The organism is Shewanella sp. 10N.286.51.B8 (genome assembly GCF_041469325.1).
Classification (GTDB): Bacteria; Pseudomonadota; Gammaproteobacteria; order Enterobacterales; family Shewanellaceae; genus Shewanella.
The window spans coordinates 25517-46033 of the sequence record NZ_JBFRKG010000052.1 but is presented as its reverse complement, the minus strand read 5'-3'; the positions used below and the strand labels follow the sequence as shown (position 1 = coordinate 46033).

13 protein-coding genes and 1 pseudogene are annotated in these 20517 nt (G+C 41.8%); 7 read left to right on the top strand and 7 right to left on the bottom strand.

Going from position 1 to position 20517, the window contains the following annotated elements:
- The 4 genes and pseudogenes from AB4160_RS17795 to AB4160_RS17780 all read left to right on the top strand — a co-directional run.
- A pseudogene (locus AB4160_RS17795) lies at window positions 1-153 on the top strand (permease); the annotation flags it as partial.
- A gap of 347 nt (window positions 154-500) precedes the next feature.
- Window positions 501-977 (top strand): cytochrome b/b6 domain-containing protein, encoded by a 477-nt coding sequence (locus AB4160_RS17790; RefSeq protein WP_303459077.1) that lies wholly within the window; start codon window positions 501-503, stop codon window positions 975-977.
- A gap of 771 nt (window positions 978-1748) precedes the next feature.
- Window positions 1749-3122, top strand: coding sequence for an MATE family efflux transporter (locus tag AB4160_RS17785; RefSeq protein ID WP_102435658.1), 1374 nt, complete (start codon window positions 1749-1751; stop codon window positions 3120-3122).
- Window positions 3123-3321: 199 nt separating this feature from the next.
- A complete protein-coding gene (locus AB4160_RS17780) occupies window positions 3322-4467 on the top strand; it encodes a JmjC domain-containing protein (protein WP_372005744.1) in 1146 nt (381 codons plus the stop codon).
- A 204-nt stretch (window positions 4468-4671) separates the two neighbouring features.
- Here AB4160_RS17780 and AB4160_RS17775 read toward each other — a convergent pair whose 3' ends face one another.
- Window positions 4672-5070: an Lrp/AsnC family transcriptional regulator gene (locus tag AB4160_RS17775; protein ID WP_372005741.1), complete on the bottom strand. Its 399-nt coding sequence runs from the start codon at window positions 5068-5070 to the stop codon at window positions 4672-4674.
- Window positions 5071-5298: 228 nt separating this feature from the next.
- Here AB4160_RS17775 and AB4160_RS17770 point away from each other — a divergent pair, with 228 nt between their 5' ends.
- Complete coding sequence (locus tag AB4160_RS17770) at window positions 5299-5991, top strand: PilZ domain-containing protein (RefSeq protein ID WP_372005738.1); 693 nt, start codon at window positions 5299-5301, stop codon at window positions 5989-5991.
- Between the two features lie 260 nt (window positions 5992-6251).
- Entirely contained in the window at window positions 6252-8159 is a 1908-nt protein-coding gene (locus AB4160_RS17765; protein WP_372005735.1) for a methyl-accepting chemotaxis protein, read from the top strand.
- 148 nt (window positions 8160-8307) lie between these two features.
- On the opposite strand, the gene AB4160_RS17760 is transcribed toward AB4160_RS17765, so the two are convergent.
- From AB4160_RS17760 to AB4160_RS17750, 3 genes are all read right to left on the bottom strand, one after another.
- Window positions 8308-9420, bottom strand: coding sequence for an NADH:flavin oxidoreductase (locus tag AB4160_RS17760; RefSeq protein WP_372005732.1), 1113 nt, complete (start codon window positions 9418-9420; stop codon window positions 8308-8310).
- Between the two features lie 379 nt (window positions 9421-9799).
- Window positions 9800-10840 carry a porin gene (locus AB4160_RS17755; protein WP_372005730.1) on the bottom strand — a complete coding sequence of 347 codons (1041 nt, stop codon included), beginning with the start codon at window positions 10838-10840 and terminating at the stop codon, window positions 9800-9802.
- A gap of 2 nt (window positions 10841-10842) precedes the next feature.
- Entirely contained in the window at window positions 10843-11316 is a 474-nt protein-coding gene (locus AB4160_RS17750) for a hypothetical protein (protein WP_241901131.1), read from the bottom strand.
- A gap of 197 nt (window positions 11317-11513) precedes the next feature.
- On the opposite strand from AB4160_RS17750, the gene AB4160_RS17745 reads away from it, so the two are divergent.
- Window positions 11514-14186 (top strand): ATP-binding protein, encoded by a 2673-nt coding sequence (locus AB4160_RS17745; RefSeq protein ID WP_372005728.1) that lies wholly within the window; start codon window positions 11514-11516, stop codon window positions 14184-14186.
- Between the two features lie 389 nt (window positions 14187-14575).
- On the opposite strand, the gene AB4160_RS17740 is transcribed toward AB4160_RS17745, so the two are convergent.
- The 3 genes from AB4160_RS17740 to AB4160_RS17730 are packed head-to-tail and all read right to left on the bottom strand — an operon-like array spanning window position 14576 to window position 20362.
- Window positions 14576-17719, bottom strand: coding sequence for an efflux RND transporter permease subunit (locus tag AB4160_RS17740; RefSeq protein WP_102520871.1), 3144 nt, complete (start codon window positions 17717-17719; stop codon window positions 14576-14578).
- Window positions 17716-18978: an efflux RND transporter periplasmic adaptor subunit gene (locus AB4160_RS17735; RefSeq protein ID WP_102435672.1), complete on the bottom strand. Its 1263-nt coding sequence runs from the start codon at window positions 18976-18978 to the stop codon at window positions 17716-17718. Before AB4160_RS17735 ends, AB4160_RS17740 begins: the two co-directional genes overlap by 4 nt.
- Complete coding sequence (locus AB4160_RS17730; protein WP_241901130.1) at window positions 18968-20362, bottom strand: efflux transporter outer membrane subunit; 1395 nt, start codon at window positions 20360-20362, stop codon at window positions 18968-18970. Before AB4160_RS17730 ends, AB4160_RS17735 begins: the two co-directional genes overlap by 11 nt.
- Between the last annotated feature and the right edge of the window lie 155 nt (window positions 20363-20517).

Genomic DNA, 20517 nt, shown 5'->3' with positions numbered 1-20517 from the left:
TTAAGTTGTAATATCGTCACTGGAATTATGCTAGGGTTTGTCACCTTAGTCATTGGCCGAATATGCAGCGGTGAGTGGCGTAAACTTCGAGTGGGCGTTATCGCCATAACCCTTGGTTTAGTTGTTTTCTACATGGGTGGTTGGGCAATTTAATACCCTTGCTTACGATAGCAAGGCCAACTATTGACGTTGGCCTTTTTTTCTTTTTGTTAATGTTCAGCCATAAAAAAGCCTATCCACGCAAGGTGGCGGGCAATTCAATAGCCCCCTCTATCACTTCTGCGCATAACATCACTGTATCACCATTAACCACGACGAAAAGTCGACGACGAATGTGAAAAATACCAAGTGTAAACCAAAGTAAAGTTAGTTGATAAAGTCAATTAACTTAGGGTAAATTGCGCTGATTGCAGCAATCTATTTTCATGTCAGTCAATGAATATGAATCGCTAATTGGGATAATAAAATGTCATCGATGATGGTTAATGGAAACTTGATAAATGAAAACTTGGAAAGACGATTTAGGTAAAACACTCTACGTCATGGATGCACTACTGTTAATTGGATTTATATTAGTTTGCGCCCCTAAAGCCACAGGGGTTTTATTGCACGAATGGTTAAGCTTATTGTTTATAGTCCCTTTGGTTATTCACCTATTACTGCACTGGGACTGGTTAAAGTCACTGCCTAAAAAGTTTGTCAGCCAATTATCTGGTGAAGCCCGTTTTAATGCTGTGTGGGATTTTATTTTCTACCTAGCAATGCTGATGGTTATTTTAAGTGGCTTTTTGGTGTCAGAAGTGATGCTACCTCAGCTAGGGATTCATTTTGACATCCTTCCGGTATGGTCAAAAATACATCACGACCTAGGCAATCTATTGATGCCTATGCTAGGGATCCACTTAGCAATGCACTGGAAATGGATTAAGGGTATGAGTAAAAAGTTTTTCAAAAAACAAACAGCAAAAAAGGCCTAAATTATGAAATACCTTAGCCACAAATGGATAAGCCGTAGTTTTATTATTCTGTCAATTTCACTGCTATTCACCGCTTTATTGTGGACAGTATCCCTGAGTGAGTGGGCGACAACTATCAATATGGTTATTAGTGAACCCCACTCAGAACCGAATATTTCACCATTACTTATCGGTGTTATTTCACTTGTCAAAGTCACCTTGTTAACACTGATACCGGCTGTGTTGTGTTTTGGAATTATGACTTTTGTCAGTTCAATATCGCGCTTTTTAAAGTTTCGTTCCCACAACATGAAGCTAAAATCCTAAGGATTAATACCTTGCGCTGGTAATTAATTGCCACAGCCGAACTGTAACATCCTCAATCCACAACTTACTTAAGCCATAGCAAAAGTAAGTTGTGTTGCTTTTCTCTTTATCGAATCGACCATTCAACTGCACCAGCCCTTATAACTTCCTGCGTCTTTGTTTACCAGAGTACCAATAGCTGATCTTGTCATTTATAACCCGAAAAACTAAAAGCTCCCCCATAGCAACCAAAAACGATTTAAGTTATTGTAGTACAAATAGGTATAACTCGATGATAGTCCCTGTAAACGTTAGTAGTGCAGTGTGAGCTAAGCGCCTGTCAATAAGCTTATTGAAGCGATTATTCAAGATTGAAATATGGTTATTTAGCCTATTATTCAACGTTAACGCCTTCTATAACTTGATTAAATTTACAACTTATTCTGTTTTTAACTGATTTAACTTAACCGCATTTAAGGTCTAGCCGTGCCCTCTCAGTCCTATGTAAAAAAGAACCTTTCCCTTGCTTGGCCATTAGCATTAAATGGACTGCTGATGCAGTCCATGTTGATGATAGATACCTTATTAGTATCGCCTTTAGGCGAAATCCCCTTAGCGGCTATGGGCATAGCCACTGCTATTGTTGCTGCTATTTTGGGTATTCAAATGGCATTGGCCAATGGTACCCAATTGGTGTTGAGTCGCGCCGTTGGCTCTGGCAATAATCAAACACTATCAAAAGCATTCTGGTCTGGGATGATGATTAACTGCTCGGTGGGCTTGCTTTTTTGGATATTGCTAACCCTGTTTGATCGCCCTTTAATTGGCCTGCTGACAGACAATGTGTTGTTACAACAAGAAATTGCCAGTTACTTAGTGATTTCAAAATACATCATACTTTACACTGCACTAACCCAGGTGATGATTGCCCTGTTTAATGGCTTGGGTCGCACTAAAATTCCCTTTAAAGGGTATCTCATTGAGTTGCCCATTAACGCCGTCTTGTCCTATTTACTTATTCATGGTTATCAGTTTAGCGATACGATCGCAATTGAAGCTATGGGCGTTCAAGGCGCCGCACTAGGTAGCATTATTGCCATAAGCGTGCGGCTTATGTATCTGGGATCATATATGAAATTCAGCCCTGTAATCGAAATCACGCTGCCAGATAAAAACACCTCAATGAGCCGCAATATTCGGCTGCATTTTATTGAGATATTCCCGATTGCAGCCAACGTCACTATGCTGATGATAGGGGTGACTGTGTATCAGTTGCTGTACTCACAGCTCGACATTAATGCCTATGTCGCCATCACCTTGGTGATGCCTTGGATTAAAGCGGGAACCCAATTTATTGCGGCTTGGTCGCACTCATCAGCCATTACCATTAGCCAAGCGATTGGTTCTAATAAGATGGATGATTTGAGTAAAAACGTTGATACCAGTATCGATATTGCGGTGGTTATTTCAGTGATTTGCGCAATGCTGTTTGGTCTTATGAGCATTTTTATTGCCGATATTTACCCACATTTAGATGCAGCAACCTATCAAGCGTTAGCTGTCATTGCGCCGCTATATATCTTTTTGCCCATCGTGCGTGGTTACAACACGGTTCATGGCAATATATTACGAGCAGTGGGTAAAACTACCGCTGTATTCAAAATTAACTTTACTGGCCAATGGGTGATTTCAATCCCCTTATGTGCACTGATCATTTTAGTCTTTGATGGGTCAATTTTTTGGGCCTTTGCTATTCAGCCATTTGAAGAAGTCGTTAAAGCCCTGCCGTTTAGGCAACTCGCCAGAAAGTCGCTAAAAGAGTTCGATCATAAAAAAGCCCAAGCATTGATGTATGACTAAAACCTTTGTCTACAAAGTGCTGCTATTGTCAGTGACAAGTAGAGAATTGATACACTCAACAGGTTTAGATTTTTTCAGGCGCTATTGAGCTAGGCAGATTTATTGCCTTTACCAGCTAATCCACCATTTTATGATCTCGGCCAAATTACCAAATGCTAATACTTGCTAGTATCGCGGCAAATTTCACTGAGTAATAAATATGCAATTAGATTTAAATGGTATGACGCCAAAACAGTTTCTTGAACAGTATTGGCAAAAGAAACCACTAGTGATCCGACAAGGCTTTAAACACTTTGAAGACCTACTTTCACCAGAAGAAATGGCAGGGCTTGCTTGCGAAGACGTGGTTGAATCTCGCCGCGTGTTTAAAGCAAACGATGAATGGCAAGCTGAGTTTGGCCCATTTGAATCCTATGAAGAGCTCGGTGAAACTGACTGGACCTTAATTGTCCAAGCCCTTAATAACTGGGTGCCAGAAGCTGAAGAACTGCTCAAATGTTTTGATTTTATCCCTCGCTGGCGCTTAGATGACGTCATGGTCAGTTATGCGACACCGGGTGGCGGAGTTGGTCCTCATATCGATCTCTATGACGTATTTATCTGCCAAGGTTCTGGCCGACGTCGTTGGAGAGTTGGCGATCTTGGGCCGCACAAAGAGTTTGCAGCTCATCCGGCATTACTGCACACCGAAGCATTCGACCCGATCATTGATGTTGAATTACTCCCTGGCGATATCTTGTATCTGCCACCAGGCTACCCTCATGATGGGGTAACCCTTGAGCCATCAATGAGCTTTTCTGTGGGTTACCGCACTGCATCGGCAAAAGATATGATCAGTTCAATGGCCGATCACATTATCGACAAAGATTTGTGCAATGAGCAAATTGCCGATCCTGACCGCGCCTTAAGCGAACACTCAGGTATTGTGAACAGCAGCGATCTTGAGCGAATTAAACAGCAACTTTTTGCCACCCTTGATGACAAGCTAGTCAGTGAATTTAGCGGTCGCTACCTGACTCAGTCTAAGTGCGAACTTGATTTACCCGAAGAGAGTTTAGGGTTTCAAAGTTTAGATGTGACTGAGCAGCTTAAGCTGCAACCTTTAGTAAAGCTTGGCGGCCTGCGCACGCTGTACTTTGAAACCAGCGTTGCTGATGGCGTGCTGTATATCAATGGCGAGCAACTGCAATTATCAGCAGATAAAGAAGCCTTAATCGCACTGCTATGTGATACCCAAGAGCTTAGTGCACAAGACCTAAGTCCATGGTTAAACGATAACGATGTGCTTGAGCAATTAACCGCTTGGGTCAATGCTGGTTACTGGTATTTTGACGACATCGACTAAATCAGATTGGCTCAGATAAGCTGCAGTTGATGACATTAAGTTAGTGATCAACTGAAGAAACAGTCTTTATCATGCAATCAACAAAAATGGTTCAGCGACATCAGTCACTGAACCATTTTTTTACTGTTAGATTTGCAATAATTTAATGCCTAGCCAAATTCAGTAACATGCTAATCGGTATTTAAGTTAATGGCGGTGGCGTTTTTACCGTACGTAATGACACGGATGTATGAAACTTGCGAATGTTAAAATCACAACGCAATGTGCTATCAATAAATTTTCATAGGCTTGTATGTCCGTAACGCAGACAATAAGCATGAAATCGTAACTGCCCGAGATTTGATAGCACTGAGTGACTTCAGGCGCTTTCATGACAATTTGTCGAAATAATCGATAGATATCATCCCGGTCGCGATCCATTTCAATCGACACAATCAAAGTCAACTTATTGCCTGATAACTCAGGGTTAATCAAACAAACATCACCAATAATGATCCCAGCCTCTCGTAAGCGTTTTATCCGCTTCAAACACGCAGGCGGCGACAGCCCCACTTCTGCAGCGAGATCGATATTCTGAATTTTATTATTCGATTGTAACTGCATCAAAATGCGCCGTTCGATCCTGCTGGCTCATGGCTTACCCATAGAAGCGAGCATTGCAAAAAAGCCGGGGGTTCCCTATGGGCAACATTAGTGATCCGTATCGGTGGAAGTTTTGCCCTTGCTTGGCTATAACACCAGTTTTATCGCTATAGCGAATAGGGCCAAGAGGCTGCGGTCATTGTATGGCAACAGGAAGGTAAACAAGGTATTGGCTATCTAGCATGGTTTGTGGAGCAGCTAGAAAATCTAGCGATGACTTTTGTGGTTATCGCAGCACTCATGTTTGTGCTTAAAATATTAAAACTAACAGGTTTTGAACGCCTATTAACCATGCTTCTGAAGCCATTATTCAAATTAATCGGCATCGGCTATTTACCTCAACAATACCTGTTCATTCAATATCCTAACGCAGATAAAATCGGTAAGTTCTGTCAATTTTTTGTTAAAGATGTCCCCGTTACAGTACGAGGTTTAATCGAAGGCCATGAAGCCTCTGTGATTGCTTTTCAAGCAACCATAAAACAAACCCTCAGCACACCTGTAAAAATGTTAGTGCTGAACTTTCCTGACATTATGGTCATTCATAACCTACGTTCTGCGAAAAGAGTATTAACTGAGTTACCTTGCAAGGTTACATTTAAAGACCAACAACTTGAGGCCACCATGACTGATGTGAGGCTGTCAGACTGTCATATCAACATTATCAACGGCGGCTTAGATACATTAGCAGCATCCTCAACAATTACCGTCACAATAAATGATGACGATAATGAAGACAAAGAGGCTTGTTTAAGTGTGACTTGTAAAATTTGTAACCTAAAACCCTTTGTCAGAGGTGTTGAGTTTGGTGGGGAATTTGAAGCAGACCAAGCTTCAATCATTGAATCGATTATTCACATGGCCTTATTGTCAGAAAGATAGCTTTATAAAGGCTGACTTAACATAAATGCGCCCGCACAAAGAAAACATCTCAAGAACAACCAAGAAACAACATTGCTACATGCGCGCAAACTTCGAGCAAACAAACCATTAGTCACATTAAAACAACTATTAACCTCACAGAACAACACAATAATCACTCATAATAACAACCTTCAGGCCGATATAGCTAACAATTACAATTAGGGACAACCTAAGCCACAACACGCTGTCAGTTTGCCAGGGTGTAGGAGTCAATATTCATGAGCTTTCTATCAACATTATCCATTCGCAATAAATTAATCACTGCCATGTTAATTGCGGTAATAGCATCAACCAGCATCGTGGCCTACGTCGGACAAAGCAGTGCTAAAAATGTCCTATCAACAAGGTTAGAGCAATCTGATATGCCAAACCTGGTGCAGCGTATTCGTAATGCTATTGATGGTGAAATCAACCAAATGAAGATAATGACCGAATCAATTGCGTCAAATAGCATGATAAAAATGTGGATCGATCAAGGACAAAGTGCTGAGGGTGAGCAATACCTCATCCAGTTTTTAGCACAAACTGCACGTGATAATGGCTTCAGTAAAGTCTCATTTACTGACAACAACAACCATAAACACTGGAATCAAGATGGTTTTTTACGCGAGCTAAAGCCAGATCATGATACTTGGTTTTTTAACTTCCGAGACAGTAATAAAACCGAATCAACTAGCATCTATAAAGACAGCAAGGGTTTCACTGATATCTATATCAACGCCCAACAACCTAATGGTTTTGGGGTTGCTGGAGTGTCTGAATCATTTGATGAAATGGTTGATTACCTCAACAGCTTCAAAATAGAACAATCTGGTTTTGTGTATCTCGTCGATGGTAACGGCGTCATCAAGGTGCACCCCAGCATCGATTACAAGGCTAAACAAACCATTAGTGACTTATATCCGTCAGTTAATACCCATAAGCTGATAAATAAAAGTGACTATGCCTCCGTTATGGTGGATCAACAATTGATCGCATCGAGTTACATTGCCAGTTTAGACTGGTACATTGTTGCACAAGTCCCTTTAGAAGAGCTTTATGCTGGCTTAGATACGTCGCGCAATAACATTATCATCACCTTTGTCGTGATAGCCGCATTATTTACACTGATCAGTGTTTATTTAGGGAACAGCTTAGTGCGCCCGATAAATCAGCTGGCCGATACATTTAAAGAGTTGGGTGAAGGCGAAGGCGACTTAACCCAACGACTTAATGAAAATGGCAACGAAGAAATGCGCCGACTAGCACAAGGCTTCAATGCTTTCATTAGTAAATTAAACAATGTTATTCAAGAGCTTGCTACCACTACTTTTGATGTTAATAGTGCATCTCAACAAGTCTATACAGATGCGCAGCACTCTAAAAAGCTCACTGATGTTCAGCGTGATGGCGCTCATCAAGTGTCGGTAGCCATTAACGAAATGGGCAGTACTATCGCAGAAATTGCCAATAATGCTTCAGTGGCCGCCCAAGCAACTACTGAAGCAACGCAAAAAGCACAACGCGCACAAACGGTAGTACAAGAGTCAAATTCAACTATTAATGACATGGCCAGCAATATGGAAGGTGTGTCGATGAGTATTGTGACTTTAGCCGAAAAAAGTAATGCCATTTCAAGCGTATTAGATGTGATCAGGGCTATTTCAGAACAAACTAACTTACTGGCCCTTAACGCAGCCATTGAGGCTGCTCGCGCAGGTGAGCAAGGTCGAGGCTTTGCGGTGGTTGCCGATGAAGTGCGTAACCTTGCTAAGCGCACTAGTGATTCTACCGATGAAATTCACCTTATGATTACTGAGTTACAAAATGGCGCGAATGCTGCGGTATCATCAGTTCAAGAAGGTCGTGAGCAAGCTAAACTAGGTGTTCAAGCGTCACAAAGAACCTATCAAGCTCTTGAAGACATCGCCGAAAATGTGATGCAAATTTCAGAGCTAAATATTCAAATTGCCGCTGCCACAGAAGAGCAGTCTGCAGTGATCAATGAGATCAACCAGCATGTGGTAAATATTAGTGACAGCAGTGACAGTAGCGCTCAAGCCTCGACCAGTATCGAAAGCTCTAGCGAAGCATTAAAGTCAATGGCCAATGATTTAGATGGTTTGGTTAAACGCTTTAAACTTTAATCAGCAAAGATGATGGCGAGTAGTGGCAGAATGATTTAAACGCTATCACAGATAATCCTCCTAAATTTGACATTTTAAAAAGCCAAACGATTAAAAAGTTTGGCTTTTTTGTGTCAACAACATACAAGCTGTACTTAAATCAATTAAGTTAAAAACCCGCAATCGTAGCTTTTCGCTGTTTATTTACAATGCAAAAATTACCGCGCTTAGTGCGGCATTTTGAGCAGGTTTCACATAGGGCTTGAGCTCTATCACCATTGTGCCAACGCTTCACTAGATCAGGCTCTGACAATAATGGTCTTGATAGGGCAAAGTATTGAATATTGGTATTCGCGGCAATGGTTTCTATGGCATCAATGTCCGTTAGCCCGCCTACAGTAATAACTGGTATATTCACTTCACGACTTATCACATCGCCATATTTATGAAAATAACCCTGTGGCTGAATGGTATGCCCCTCAAACGACTCACCAATCATGTCATTAGCTTTACCATGAATATTGCCAGAAATGATAATGGCATCAACGCCAATGGCTGCAAGCTTTTTACAAATAACACGGGTTTCAGCAAAGGTTAAACCACCTTCAAAAAAATCACAGGCGGTTAATTTCACCAGTATCGGGTAATCATCACCCACCAGCTTTCTGGTTTCCGTATAGATTTCAACTAAAAAGCGCAGGCGGTTTTCTAGGCTGCCACCATATTGATCATCTCTTTGATTGTAATAAGGGCTTAAAAACTGATTAATTAAATAGCTGTGGGCCCCATGAATTTCAACCCCATCAAAACCTGATTGTTTTGCCCGTAAACTCGCTTTCGCAAATGCCTGCACTATGTAATCTATCTCGGCAATGGTCATGGCTTTACCTAAGGTTTTTGTGCCACGCTCGCAAACCTCACTTGGGGCAAAAATCACTCTTTCACCCACGTTGTAAGTGGTTTTGGTGCCACCATAGGCCAGCTGCATGGCTATTTTGGCGCCATTACGGTGAACTAAATCCGTTAGCTGTTTATATTCCTCGATAAAGGAGTCGTCGTATATGCCCATCATGCCCGCATTGGGTTTTTCTTCTGCGACGATATTGGCATAACCTGTAATGATCAGGCCGACTTCACCTTGAGCAAGCTCTTTGTATATGGCGTATAACTTTTCTGTCATATGGCCATCTTCAGTTGCCATATTTTCCCAAGTCGCACTGCGGATAAAGCGGTTCTTTAACTGCATGCTGCCAATGTGGGTTTCTGTATACAAAGTGCTCAAGTTACATCCTCTAAAAAGCGTCATCGATTAAACGGCGGCATTATAAAGGGCGTTGTTCAACAATCAAACAACTACAAGTCAGAAGTGAGACCTAGCTATATAGTCCAAAAGAGGTAATTAACTAGGGCGATTGAATAAGAATATCCGCTAAGGGGGCGGCTGGTGTACTACATGAGGTTGATCTAAAGCTCTTTTTACGAAAAGCGTTATGAATGATGGCGCTTTGCCGTATTATTCAACATAGCAAACTAAATAGTCAATTAAGCCAAAGCAGCTATCTTTGCGAGCAAAACAGCTAAAAATAAGTATCGCGGTAAAGTGTTAACTATTTAAAAAGGCTAGGCAGTTAACTGCCTAGCCTCAAAACCTTTAGCTAGCATCAAAAGACAAAGTTCACCGTCAAGCTTAATAACTCAACATCGGTACTTTCACCCCAAATAATTGGTGGTGCGGCAAATTGCGCTCGGTTTATTGGATTATCCCCTAAAATGGACTGGTACTCAGCATTAAGTGAAATCGATGAAGTCACATCATAGCGAAGCCCTATAGTCACCCCTTGACTCTCTCTAAGCTCACGACTCTCGGCATAAACCACATAGGGAGTAAAATCATCGATTGCATAACCAACACTGGCGTACCAATTACTTTGCAGCTCATCATGTTCAAATTCAGCCATAAACTGCCAAGCATCTAAACTGTATTCTGCCCCCAAAGTAAATACACTTAACTCATCAGCAATAGGGGCTGGGCGTAAAGTATATTTAGACCGTAAAAATCCAGTATGGATACGATAATTAAACCCAACTAAATCGACATATATTCCGGTGGTATAGTCAGAATCAAATTGCATCAATATCGGCCCTAAATTCACCTCAGTTAAGCGGCCGAAACCATAATAAGGTGAAACGGTAAGTGATATTTCATCAGATAATTCATATTGCCAAGCCAGCGAAACACCATCGTATGAGGTGGTACCTAAAATCGAGTCGTAAATCTCACCCGGCGGCCTTGCCCACGCATAGGCTTGGCCAACAAAATAAAACTCAGAGACTAAAAACAAGGGTAAGCGCAATCGGCCAGCCCTTACTTTAAAGTCACTAAATTCATAACTTAGGTAGGCCCATTCTAACTCAGGTTCGCTCCATTTATCTTGGGTGCGCTTAACCACTTGAGCTGATGCATCAAAGCCCTCAAACACATCTAAATCAAGTTGTATTCCAAATAAAGTATCACAGTCATAACAGGTTTCATCTGTTATTTCCCGGTTAATAAATAATGGCGCTTTATTGTCTGATTTACTGATAGATGTTGAACCAAAACCACTGATGGAAAAGTTGTCAGTCAGCTCTATCGCAGCTTGTGCATTGGTTGCCATGCCAAGGGTTAATAGTAAAATTATGTATTTTCGGTTTAATAACATGGCTACTCTCCTTGTGGCACTGTGATTAAGATATTAACTTCTTCAGGCACCGACTCTATCGGAGCATATGCAATACCATTAGGATTGTCGTTCAGCCATTTGAGGATCTTCTTTATATCATCACTGTCTAACTCTTCTGGTGGCGAGCCTTTGCCGGAGAAAGCCAACCCGGCCCAATAACCATTCATTTGTGAGACCGATTTACCCAGCAACATGCTATAAAACTCTTCGCGGTGCATGGAGGTTTCAGGTAGATCAACTAAGACAATTTTAAAGCTACCTCCGACTTTTTTAGACTTACCTCGATATAACATTCTCGCCTTACTTTTACTTAAAGGCGGCATGTCATCATTAAGGCTAAAAATAGCGAATTCGACCTCAGAGCTTTTGCTGGTATCAGCCTCTAAAGCCCAAGTTGATGGGGATAAAATTAATGCAGTAAGAAAGATAAGCCGCCTTGTGCACAATCGACTCAAAAAAAAATGCTTCAGGCTCAATAAAAAGGCTTTGTGGTTTAATCCATTAATCATATAAAAACCTTCATTCCTAGATAGTTTTTGTACTATGCTAAACATAGTCAGAAGTTTTACTAATCTAAACTTAGCCAAGAACCCTACGATATACAACTTTATAGTTAACTTTTTTATGGCTAATTTTTACTCAAGGAGCTGAGATGAATTTATTGAATCGTATTTCAATAAAAGCAAGGATGTTGGCACTAGTCTTGTTACCATTGGTTTTTGCAGGTTTTTTATCAGCGTTTGAAATCCAAAAACAAACTGATAATGTGCAAGCTTTAAACAGCCTTAACAACAAAGTGACCTTTTTAGAGTTATTTTCCCAGCTTAATCGGCAAATTACTCAAGCGCAAGACGCGCTCAGCGGCCAAGATGAGCCCTTTGTATTATCCAAATTCACATCTATTACGGAGCAACTGTCTGCGTTATTACCCACAAGCTTTAGCGCTCAACACAGTGAAGATATTCAAGCATGGTTTAACAGCACTGAAGAAGCCTTAGCTGAATCGCCAGCCCTTACCAAAGAGGATTTATTTGATTGGTCAATTTGGATGAACGAATTGCAAAACCAAGGGTTGATGACGCTAGAAAAAGATAAGCTTGATGTACCTGAAAAAATTAACCAGAACTTGACGATTTTATTTCAATTGCAATGGCTATCACTGTGGTCTGCAGAAGAAAAATGGCTAATGGATCAACTGATAACGAATCGAGGCGACGAAGATCTGCTGAGTCAATTGAATATGAGCGCTGAAAGACAACAACTGTATGTCGATCGCTTTATTAATATTAGCGCCAAGCCTGAGCAAGTAGACCTGTTATTAACTACCTTTTCAGATCAAGCATTCCAACAAAGTTATCAGCTGCGCAGCCAATTTCTGCAAGGGAATGAAATTGTTGATAATACAGATGCTAACTTGGAGGTGTTTAATCAGCGTTTGAACTTAATTCAATATGTTGTCACTACCATTTCAGAGCAATTATCCACCAATATTCACTCTGAAATAGCAAAGTCTAAACAGCTTATTATTATGTTCTGCGTTGCATTGCTAATATCGCTCGTTACTATTGGCACCATTGGCGCAAACCTTTACCGCCGCATTCTAAAGTATCTGCATCATGTGATTAAAACCATGTCAAAAATTGAAAAAACACATGATTACTCAAATAAGATAAACGAAAGTGGTAAAGATGAATTAAGCTACTTCTCTAAAAAGCTCAATAACCTAATTCATGAACGCTTTTTAAATGATGCCAAAATCTTGCAAGCAAAATCAGATGCAGAAAGAGCTAACCAAGCCAAAAGTTCTTTTTTGGCCAATATGTCCCATGAGATTAGAACACCGTTAAATGGCATTATTGGCATGTCGGAGATAATGTCAGGCACAAGGTTAACTCCTTTGCAAAATGAGTACCTGCAAACCATAGAAACATCCTCACATACCTTATTACTATTGATTAACGATATTCTGGATCTTTCTAAAATTGAGTCGGGTAACCTGTCTATTGCTTACAACGACACCAATATTACCGAGGTCATCTATGACACCCTCACTATGGTGTTAGCTAAAGTCGTTGAAAAGCAACTCGACCTTAAAATTGAAATCCCTGAACATATGCCTCACTTAGTATCACTTGACGAACATAGAATGCGCCAAGTATTAATGAACCTTCTGTCAAATGCAGTTAAATTTACCAATAACGGCTTTATTAAAGTCGCTGTGAGCTGCGATTACGACGAAGCTAACTATGCCAATATGAAAATTAAAATATACGATAGCGGTATTGGTATTAAAGAAGAAAATCACCAACAAATCTTTTCACCTTTTATCCAAGAGGATGGCACCATCACTCGTGAATTTGGTGGTACAGGGCTTGGGCTGGCAATTTGTAAACAGCTAGTGGGGTTAATGGGCGGCGATATAAAAGTTAGCTCAGAAAAAGGTAAAGGCAGTTGTTTCAGCGTTGAACTTAAAGCCCGCATCATTACCAAAGAGCAGCCTAAAAGAGACGAGTTTAAACACCTGACTACGGCAATTATTTCCAGTAATAATGATATTATTGATGCTATTGATGCTGCCTGTAGTAAACATGAATTTAGCATAAATTACCGTTACCCATCACCGTTTGACTTGTTACAGGATAAGCAAAAGTTTGATCTGTTATTTATTGATAATGCCTCAATGAACCGAGAGGCTTTAAAAGCATTACCCGAATTACTCATGCTGCAAGATAGTTTTTCCATTGCCATTAATAGCCCTTCTGAGCAGCGAACATTAGATAACATTGACGCCTCTATCACCATACCACTGCTTGGCAGGCGCTTTAGCGATGCCATTCGTAATGGCATCGAAAGTCGTACTCTGCGCAACAAAGTCACCCCAGCTGAAAAAAAAGCCGCCAATGATGGTATTGATAAGCAAGAACAACCACGCACCATTCACGGCATGATTTTGATTGTCGAAGATAACCTCGTTAATCAAAAGGTCGCCTCAGTGCTAGTCAAGCAAGCGGGCTATAACTTCGTAATTGCTAATAATGGGCTTGAGGCGTTTGATTTTATTAGTGATGGCAAAATATTTGATGCAATCTTAATGGATTGTATGATGCCCATTATGGATGGTTTTACTGCCACCCAAAAAATCAGAGAGTGGGAGCAAATAAACCCATCTGTGCAACGGCTGCCAATCATTGCACTTACCGCCAGTGTACTGGATCAAGATATTGAGAAATGTTATGAATCAGGAATGGATGATTATTTGGCAAAACCATTTGAAAAGCATGTTCTTATCGAGAAAATAAAACAGGTCACCAAGCTTGCAGGTTAGCTGTAAGAGTATTTGCAGTAATTGAATTTAGGCTAACACCAATAAGCTGATTGTATAAATGCCTGATCATATAAATGCCTGATTTGCTGACTGTATAAATATCTGATTATATAATTGGCTGATTACCTGATTGTATGAATGCCTGATTTGCTGATTATCTTGAGATGCAACCAAACATCGAAAAATCACTAATCGCTATCAATTACCTTCATATTAAGCGTTTCTGCTGCAATAATTTTTGTTTTTCCTTTTGTTTTTTATCTCGTGATAAATGTTTTGAACTTTTTAGGCCGACACATTTATCACGCTTAAAGCGTCGCCAGCAGGGCATTTCATTACTGGCAACGCTATATTTTGCGATTAAAATCGCCACTGAATTATAACCTGAGCTATACCTTAACCTTAGCAGCGCCAAAGCTATTTTCAAACTCTTGATCTAGACTGGCATTATCAACTTTATTGCCCTTTAAACGCTCAACCACAAGGTAATTTACCGGAACCAAAATCAAGGTGATAAAGGTGGCAAATATAATCCCAAAGCCCAATGATATCGCCATTGGAATTAAGAACTGCGCTTGGGTCGACTTCTCTAATAATAGCGGCATTAGGCCGATAAACGTGGTTAAACTGGTGAGCATAACCGGTCTAAAGCGTTTGGTACCCGCCGTTAATACCGCCTCCGCTAATGGCATACCATCGGCGCGTTTTTTGTTAATAAAGTCCACCAGCACTAAAGAGTCATTGACCACAACGCCCACTAGCGCCAACATCCCCAATATACTGAAAATGGTCAGTGGCGAGCCCATTAACCAATGACCTAGTACTGCGCCAATTAAGCCAAAGGGGATCACGCTCATCACAATTAATGGCTGAATGTAAGACTTAAACGGAATTGCGAGTAGGCTATAAATCATAAACAACACAAACACTAAGCCCCATTGCAACGACCCAAAGCTGTCTCGCTGTTCACGAGCTTCGCCTTCAAGTGAGTGCCTTACTCCAGGGTATTGCTGCACTAAACCATCAAGGTACACCTTAAGATCTGCTTGTAGCACAGTCATATTGGTATTGTCTTTATCCACGTCGGCAGTGACATTTAACACCCGATAACGATCGATGCGTTGAATACTTGATGGGCTCTTACCTGAGGTCATTTTAGCCACATGACCAAGCGGCACTTGCGCGCCCTGACTGGTGGTAATCAGGACCTTTTTAAGGTCATCTAATGACTGACGTTCATCTAGCGGCAAGCGCAGCATTACTCGCACATCATCACGGCCACGCTGGATGCGCTGCACTTCTGAGCCAAAATAAAAGCTTCTTATTTGACTTGATACTTCCTGTCGAGTGAGCCCTAGCGCTTTACCTTGCTCGGTTAACTCAATTAGCAGCTCTTCTTTACCGTTAGATAAACTGTCGGCAATATCAAATACTGTCGGGTAAGTTTTTAAATGCTGTTTAACCTGATCGGCAATCTCACGTAAGGTATCAAGGGAGTTTGCACTGAGCTGCACATCAATAGGATCAGAGCTTCGGCCAATTTCAGCGCGGTAAGTCACTGACTCAGCCCCAGGAATTTCACCAACACTTTTACGCCATTCAGTTAATAGTTGCCTAGAGGTAATATCTGATTCACGCTTCTCTGCTGGGGTTATTTCAAAACGAACCCCACCTGCATTTGAGCTACCGCCGCGACCACCCGTTGTGGCCAAAATATTGATGATCACGCTTTCACCGGTTTCTTCATCACGATACTTTTCTTGCAGCGCCTCCGCTTTTGCAGCAATGCTAATGATATGGCCATTGGTCACTTCAAATGGGGTACCCGCTGGCATGGTCAAGTTAAGCCTGACGGTTTCACTGGGAATGCGCGGGAAGAAGGTAAACTTAGTCCACCCCGTGGCCAACAGTGCCGCTATCACTAACAACACACTGAGAAATAAGCTCAAGGTGGCGGTTTTATGCTTTAGCGCTATGCGTAAAAATGGTTGATAGAACTGAATGATTGCTCGTTCAAATCCATCAGCAAACTTTTGCTGAAAAATCTCAAACTTATTATAATTTTCCTTCTCGCTGCGCATCTTAATATATTTAAGGTGAGCGGGTAGCACAAACTTAGATTCGATTAACGAAAACAATAATACTGGGATCACCACTATCGCAATTTGACCAAATATCGCCCCGCGAGTGCCTTCGATAAACAACATAGGTAAGAAAGCGGTCACTGTGGTTAAGATGCCAAAGGTCACTGGCGCGGCCACTTCTTGGGTACCAAGAATCGCCGCTTGCTCGCCATTGGGCGCAGTCTTAAGGTGGGTGTAAATATTCTCGCCAGTGACAATGGCGTCATCGACCACAATCCCCAATACCAAGATAAAACCAAACAGGCTGATGACGTTTAACGACACATCAAAAAATGGCATCACAATGAATGCGCCCATAAACGAAACTGGAATACCAATAAATACCCATATGGCAATTGATGGACGTAAAAACAATGTCAGTAATAGCAACACAAGTATGCCGCCCTGCAGCGCACTGCCTGTTAGGGTAGCAATACGGTTTTTAACGATTTCAGAATCGTCATCCCAATAGCTAAGGCCATAGCCTTCAGGCAAGGTTGCCTGACGAGAATCAATGTAGTCTTTCACTTTATCAGCCACATCAATCGCGCTTTGCTGACCAATACGATACACATCGATAAATGCTGCTTGTTGACCATTAAAGCGAGTTCTTACAGGGGTTTCTTCAAAGCCATCAACCACATTTGCAATATCGCCTAAACGAATAATGGTGCCGTCAGCGGCAGATTTAATGGCAATATTGGCAAACTCATCTTTGTAATAAGCTTGGCCTTTAGAGCGCAGTAAAATGTCGCCACCCTGAGTTTTTAAATTACCCGCAGAGATATCAGTACTAGAGGCATTAATCGCCCGTGATACTTCACTCAGAGTTAAGTTGTACTGGCGTAATTTGTTTTGCGATAAGGCTAATGACACTTCATAGTTACGCACCCCGCTTAAATCTAGTTGGGTGACACCCTCTAGGCGCAACAATTCATCGCGCACCACTTCAGCAAACTCGATGGTTTCTTTTTCGCTATATTTGCCGGTTACCGTTACTGCGATGACTTCACGCTTACGCTGGGCAAGGGCAATGACAGGTTTTTCGGCATCAACCGGAAAGGTGTTAATGGCATCGACGCGGCTTTTAATGTCCGCTAGCATTTCTCGGGGGTCGTAACCACTGTCAACTTCAATGGTGACCTGCGATGATGCCTCTGAAGAGCTAGAAGTGATTTTTTCTATACCTTCAAGGTCTTGCACCGCCTCTTCAATACGAATTGTTACCCCCTTTTCAACATCTTCAGGGGTCGCGCCACGAAGCGATACTCGAACAGAGATCCTTTCAGACTCAACTGTCGGAAACACTTCAAGTGGGATCTGCGTTGACAGTGAACCTAAACCTAATACCAGCAGCAACAACATTAATAAATTGGCCGCTACGTGATTTTTAGCAAACCAAGCAATCATGGCTGTGACTCCTCTTTACTAGCAGGTTTGGTTTTACGCTCGCCATCAGGCTTACTGCGAGACTTGCCATCGGCTCTGCCCTCACCTCTTGGGCCTCGCTGTGGTTTAACTTTATTCGTTGCGCCAACAACAGTGACAGGGGTGCCTGAACTCACTTGTCCAAGGGAGGTAATAACCAGTTCATCGCCACTTTTCAAACCTGTTCTAACTACCGAATCTTGGCTGTTTTGCCATCTAATGGTCACTTCTCTGCGTAATAACTTGCCATCATTAACCACATACACATAGCTACCTTGATAGATTGCTTTAGTCGGGATTACGATCGCTTGGCTCAGCTTTTTACCGGCAATATTGGCTGTCAGGTATTGACCAATTTTCAGTGGCATTTGCTGATTAGCTTGATAATCAAATGGATCATCAATTTGCGCCACCACATACAACTGCTGCGAGTTACTATCGATTGCACCTTCGGTGCGAATCAACTGCCCTTCCCATTTTTGCAGGCCTATTAAGTCAGACTCAAAACTCACTTTAGCCACCACAGACTTACCTTGCTCAGGTAGTTCTACCAGTGCTAAATCACTGTTATTGATTGGTAAACGTATTTCCACATAATCGGTGGCGTAAATCGTTGCCAGCTGACTATTGGTCGAAACCACCCGGCCTACATCAACATGTTTTTCTAAAATTCGCCCAGAAAAGGGGGCAACAACTTGGGTACGTTCCAAGGCCAAGTTGGCTTGTTCAAGTTTCGCTTGGTTAGATAGCATTGCCGCTCGCGCTGCAGCTAATTGCGGCTCACGCAACACCAGCGATGTCGGCTCGCGGCCATTACTCAGGCGCTGCCAATCTGCTAAGGCTTGATTAGTACGTGCTTGTTCTTCTAATAATTGTTGCCTAGCCAACATTAACCCAGCTTCAGCAATTTTAACTTCAGCTTGATAATCTCTATCATCAAGCTCAACTAACACTTCGCCAGTTTCAAAAAAACCACCTTCACGAAAGTTGGGGCTAATAGATAGAATTTGACCTGAAGCCTGCGTCACTAACGAGCTTTGGGTGCGCGGTTTTACCACCCCAAAACTGCTCACCTGAATTTGATAATCTTGTGGCTTAAGCACCTGAGTTTCAACCGACATGGCAGCTACAGCCATCGGTTTGCCACGCTTAGTGGTAGGTGGGTTTGAGGTAATCACCATAATAGTGGCAACCGCAACCGCAACAATGCTTACTGGGATCAGGTATTTCTTATTCATCATATTTTTCTTCTTCTGTCACACTGGCATCTAAATCGCCACCTAAAGCAAGGTGTAATCCGATACGGTTGGCAATGATTTGGTTTTTTAAGCTGATAACCGAACTTTGGGCCACAAAGGCACGATTTTGGGCATCCAGTACTGTGGTATAGCTGACAAGGCCGATTTGGTATTGCTCAAATGATAGGGTTTCAGCTTGGAGGGCATTGTCTTGCGCTTGTAAAGTTGAGCGATATTGCTGCTGCAAACTGGCATCAAGATCAAGGTTGTTTTCAACTAGCTCAAAGGCACTAAACAAAGTATTTAAATACTGCTGCTCTTGCTGCTTTAATTTCAGCTTTTGCTGCTCGGTTTGTGACTTTAAGCGACCGGCGTTAAAAATCGGTGCGGTAATACCGGCAAATACTGACCATGAACTGTAATCACCACTTAATAAGTTAGCAATATCATTACTGGCGGTGCCAATATCAGCCCCTAAACGTAAGGCTGGATAACGCTGCTTTTGAGTAAAGGCCACGACGGCATCTTGAGCGAGCAACTGATACCAAGCGGCTTGCAGTTGTGGTTTACGTTTAACGAGCTCGCTGGGGACGCCAATTTTAATCCCTTGTGGCAATAGCGGCAGTGTTTCATCTATCAGTAATTTACCTGCTGGATAGCCGCCTAATAAGCGCTCTAAGGTTCTAATATCTTTATTGCGCTGACTGCGCTGTGCCAACAGGTTTGAGTTTTCACTGTGAAACTCATTTTGAGTTAAATACACATCCAGCGCGGTGTTTAACCCTTGCAGGTAACCCGACTCAATGATGTCAAAATTAAGTTTGGCATTTTCGGTGCGACGCTCAAATAGCTTAACGAGCTCTGTTGAGGTCACTACCTTGTAGTAGGCAATCACCACATCAGCAACCAGTGCATCCCTTGCTTGCTGATAATTGGCCTCAGCAGTGAGTAAATTCAGTTTTGAGGCTTTAGCGCTATCGGATAACTTGCCCCAAATATCTAGCTCATAGCTAACATCAAGACTAAGACTATTGGAGCTAGACGTTGCATCACTATTTCCCCCTCTAGCACTATTAGCCGATAAGCTTAACTCTGGCCAAAAGCTGGCATCACTGACATTAAGCTGCTGCTTGTTAACCTCGACTTCAAGAGCTAACTGAATTAACTGCTGGTTGGTGTTCAGGCCAATACTGATAAGTTCTAATAACTGATCGGTAGCGATTGGTGTTACCCAACTTTGATTGTCTTTTAATGATTTGGCGTCGGTATGCCACGACGCAGGCAGCTCAGGTTTAACCAAAGACTCGTCAAGATAGGATGAACTGCTGCAGGCAGATAAAATGAATAGCGAAGTTGCAACCGCCACTAGCGTATAGCGTGTTTTCATTAACTGGAAATCCATTTTCGTTTATTATTATTTAATATGATTTAATATTATTTAGATGTTACGTGATTGATTTTAATTAGATCACTTTATAAAGAAAACTGCCAAAGGGTAACTTTGCATAGCTTTACATAGGTTATGTGAATAAAAGCAATGTA

Excerpts from the sequence above, each read along its gene's own strand:
- AB4160_RS17790 (WP_303459077.1), top strand. The coding sequence starts at position 501 with ATGAAAACTTGGAAAGACGATTTAGGTAAAACACTCTACGTCATGGAT.
- AB4160_RS17780 (WP_372005744.1), top strand. The coding sequence starts at position 3,322 with ATGCAATTAGATTTAAATGGTATGACGCCAAAACAGTTTCTTGAACAG.
- AB4160_RS17775 (WP_372005741.1), bottom strand. The coding sequence starts at position 5,070 with ATGCAGTTACAATCGAATAATAAAATTCAGAATATCGATCTCGCTGCA.
- AB4160_RS17765 (WP_372005735.1), top strand. The coding sequence starts at position 6,252 with ATGAGCTTTCTATCAACATTATCCATTCGCAATAAATTAATCACTGCC.
- AB4160_RS17755 (WP_372005730.1), bottom strand. The coding sequence starts at position 10,840 with ATGTTATTAAACCGAAAATACATAATTTTACTATTAACCCTTGGCATG.
- AB4160_RS17745 (WP_372005728.1), top strand. The coding sequence starts at position 11,514 with ATGAATTTATTGAATCGTATTTCAATAAAAGCAAGGATGTTGGCACTA.
- AB4160_RS17740 (WP_102520871.1), bottom strand. The coding sequence starts at position 17,719 with ATGATTGCTTGGTTTGCTAAAAATCACGTAGCGGCCAATTTATTAATG.
- AB4160_RS17735 (WP_102435672.1), bottom strand. The coding sequence starts at position 18,978 with ATGATGAATAAGAAATACCTGATCCCAGTAAGCATTGTTGCGGTTGCG.
- AB4160_RS17730 (WP_241901130.1), bottom strand. The coding sequence starts at position 20,362 with ATGAAAACACGCTATACGCTAGTGGCGGTTGCAACTTCGCTATTCATT.